Raw genomic sequence first — 2800 nt, forward strand, 5'->3', positions numbered from 1 at the left:
CGGCGGCGTGGGCGGGGGCGGATTCCAGTTCGGGCTCAAACTGGCTCGCATGGGCGTCTCGGGCTTCAATATCGCCGACCCGGAGGTTTTCGAGCCTCAGAATGCGAACCGGGTGGAGGGTGCCGCTCGGTCCACCTACGGCCGCAACAAAGCGGAGGTCTTTCGCGAGCGCGTGCTCGACATCAATCCCGAGGCGCGCGTGGCCGTGTTCACGTCGGGCGTCACGCCCGACTCGATCGACGACTTCATGGCCGGTGCCGACCTCGTCATCGACGAATCCGAGTCCACGCAACCCGAGATCGGAGTTCTCATCGCGCGAGCGGCCAGGGCACGCGGAATCCCCGACCTCATGGCCATGAATGTGGGCTTCGCTGCGCAAGTCACCTCGTTCGCACCGACCAGTGCCTGGACCTTCGAGCGCTTCATGGGGCTCGACGAACACATGCCACTCGACGAGGTCGCGGGTCGCAGCATGGACCTCGCTCGGAGCCTTCCATACGTGCCGCCGTATTCCGATCTTCGGGCGCTCGCGGCGGTACGCACGATCGACGGCTCCGGCGCATCCGTCTCTCTGCCCTCGCTCGCCGTCGGCATCGACGTACTGTCGTCGATCGGTTCGGCTCAGGCGTTTTTGCATCTGACCCGAGGCGTCTCGGCGCGCCGACCGTCGCCGGTCTGGGCTCCCCGGATGGCCTACATGGATGCCTATCGGTTTCGCGCCCGGGTGCTGCGGGCAGGCCGGGGCAGCCATCTCCGACACCTCGTCGTTGCCGCGGCGAGGCAGAGACTGGGGCGCAATCCTCTCGCCGACTACACCGTGGCGGATATCGACCGGCGCCGGGGCGACAGCGCGGCGCCGTCCGTGTAGATTGACACCGGTTCGAATGTATGTTCGACTGTGTGAATGCGATGGAGTAGCCAGGCGATAGCGACGGCGGAGCCCTCGGCGCTGCCCGGGCTCGCCAAACTCAACACCCTCGTGCGGTCGGTGCAGACTCCCGAGTTCGCAGGCATCACGTTCCATGAGATCCTCGCGAAGTCGGCACTGAACAAGATTCCGGGCCAGAACGCGGCAGTGCCCTTCGGCTGGACGATAAACCCCTATCGGGGGTGCAGCCACGCCTGCGTCTACTGTTTCGCCAGACCCACTCACACCTATCTCGACCTCGACGCGGGAGCCGACTTCGACGCCCAGCTCATCGTCAAGCTCAATGTCGCCGAGGTCCTTGAGAAAGAACTGAGGCGGCCGTCGTGGCAGAGGCATCCCGTGGCGCTGGGCACCAATACAGACCCATATCAGCGCGCGGAGGGTCGCTACCGGCTCATGCCCGGCATCATCTCCGCACTCGCGGCTTCGGGCACGCCGTTCTCGATCCTCACGAAGGGCACGCTGCTTCGGCGAGACCTCGCGCTTCTGGTCGAGGCGAACACGCGCGTGCCCGTAGACCTCGCGATGTCGATCGCCATCTACGACGACGAACTCCAGCAGTCGATCGAGCCGGGCACCCCATCCACCCAGGCTCGTCTGGCGACCGTCACGGCGGTGCGGCAGGCGGGGCTCGATTGCAGCGTGTTCCTCATGCCCATTCTGCCGTACCTCACCGATACGAGAGCGCATCTCGACAACGCGCTCGGTCAGATCAAGGCAGCTGGCGCAACCACAGTTCTGTACACAGCTTTACATCTGCGCCCGGGTGTCAAGACCTGGTTCTTCGACTGGCTGCAGTCCACGCATCCCGAACTGGTCGAGCAGTACGGGCGCATGTACTACGGCACGAACAGCTACGCGCCGAAAGACTACAGAAAGTGGCTCGCCGCGCGCATCCAGCCGCTCATTCGCGCGCACGGTCTGCAACGCGGCATCGAAGACCCGGCTTCGGGCGGAATCCGCAGCACTGCCATCGGGCTCAGCGGGCCCGGGTTCGGTCGGGCGTCGATCGCGTCGGCGGGCTCGATCATTCCCGAAGAAGTCGACCAGGGCCGGCCGACCCTGTTCTGAATCGGGCAGGGCCCGAGAGAAGTGCGAACAACTACCCTAGAGGCGTGGCGAAACTCTACTTCCGGTTCGGGGCGATGAACAGCGGCAAGAGCACGGCGATGCTGCAGGCGGCCTACAACTACGAGGAACGCCAGCAGAACGTGCTCATCGCCAAACCATCGGTCGACACGAAGGGCGACACGCGTATCGTGTCGCGCCTCGGGGTGACCCGGGCGGTCGACTTTCTGGTGACCCCCTCGTCGAATCTGCGCGCCGACTTCGTCGAGCGTCGAGACCGATCGATCGCGAGCGGTGCAGGTCGCATCTCGTGCCTCCTCATCGATGAAGCCCAGTTCCTCTCGCCCGAACAGGTCGACGACGCGTTGCGCATCGCCATTCTCGACGACGTTCCCGTGCTCGCCTACGGCATCCGCACCGACTTTCAGACCACGGCCTTTCCGGGCAGCGCGCGACTCATGGAAATCGCGCACAGTCTCGAGGAGCTGAAGACGATCTGCCGCTGCGGGCGCAAGGCGATTTTCAACGCGCGCAAGATCGATGACGTGTTCGTCTTCGACGGAGCCCAGGTCGCGATCGACGGGGCGCACGTCGCCTACGAATCGCTCTGCGGCGTCTGCTACCTCGACGAGAGCGGCGGGGTGCTCGGCTCGATCACGGCGACCACCTGATTCAACAAGAAAAGGGCCCCCTCTCGAATCGAGAGGGGGCCCGTGTGGTCGGGGTAACAGGATTTGAACCTGCGACCTCGTCGTCCCGAACGACGCGCGCTACCAAGCTGCGCCATACCCCGATCAGCCCGAA

3 protein-coding genes and 1 tRNA gene are annotated in these 2800 nt (G+C 65.0%); 3 read left to right on the plus strand and 1 reads right to left on the minus strand.

Features of this window, described 5'->3' with window-relative positions:
* The 3 genes from ACE5CZ_RS05580 to ACE5CZ_RS05590 all read left to right on the plus strand — a co-directional run.
* Positions 1–868: ThiF family adenylyltransferase (locus tag ACE5CZ_RS05580; RefSeq protein ID WP_374946349.1), on the plus strand; the 868-nt coding region annotated here is incomplete at its 5' end.
* Positions 869–904: 36 nt separating this feature from the next.
* Positions 905–1999, plus strand: a complete 1095-nt coding sequence (locus ACE5CZ_RS05585) for an Rv2578c family radical SAM protein (RefSeq protein WP_374946350.1) — start codon at positions 905–907, stop codon at positions 1997–1999.
* 44 nt (positions 2000–2043) lie between these two features.
* Positions 2044–2667: a thymidine kinase gene (locus ACE5CZ_RS05590; RefSeq protein ID WP_374946351.1), complete on the plus strand. Its 624-nt coding sequence runs from the start codon at positions 2044–2046 to the stop codon at positions 2665–2667.
* 45 nt (positions 2668–2712) lie between these two features.
* Here ACE5CZ_RS05590 and ACE5CZ_RS05595 read toward each other — a convergent pair.
* A tRNA-Pro gene (locus ACE5CZ_RS05595) sits at positions 2713–2789 on the minus strand.
* Positions 2790–2800 lie beyond the last annotated feature (11 nt).

This window comes from Agreia sp., assembly GCF_964263775.1.
Classification (GTDB): Bacteria; Actinomycetota; Actinomycetes; order Actinomycetales; family Microbacteriaceae; genus Agreia.

Coding starts and splice junctions, on each gene's coding strand:
- ACE5CZ_RS05585 (WP_374946350.1), top strand. CDS start 905: ATGCGATGGAGTAGCCAGGCGATAGCGACGGCGGAGCCCTCGGCGCTG.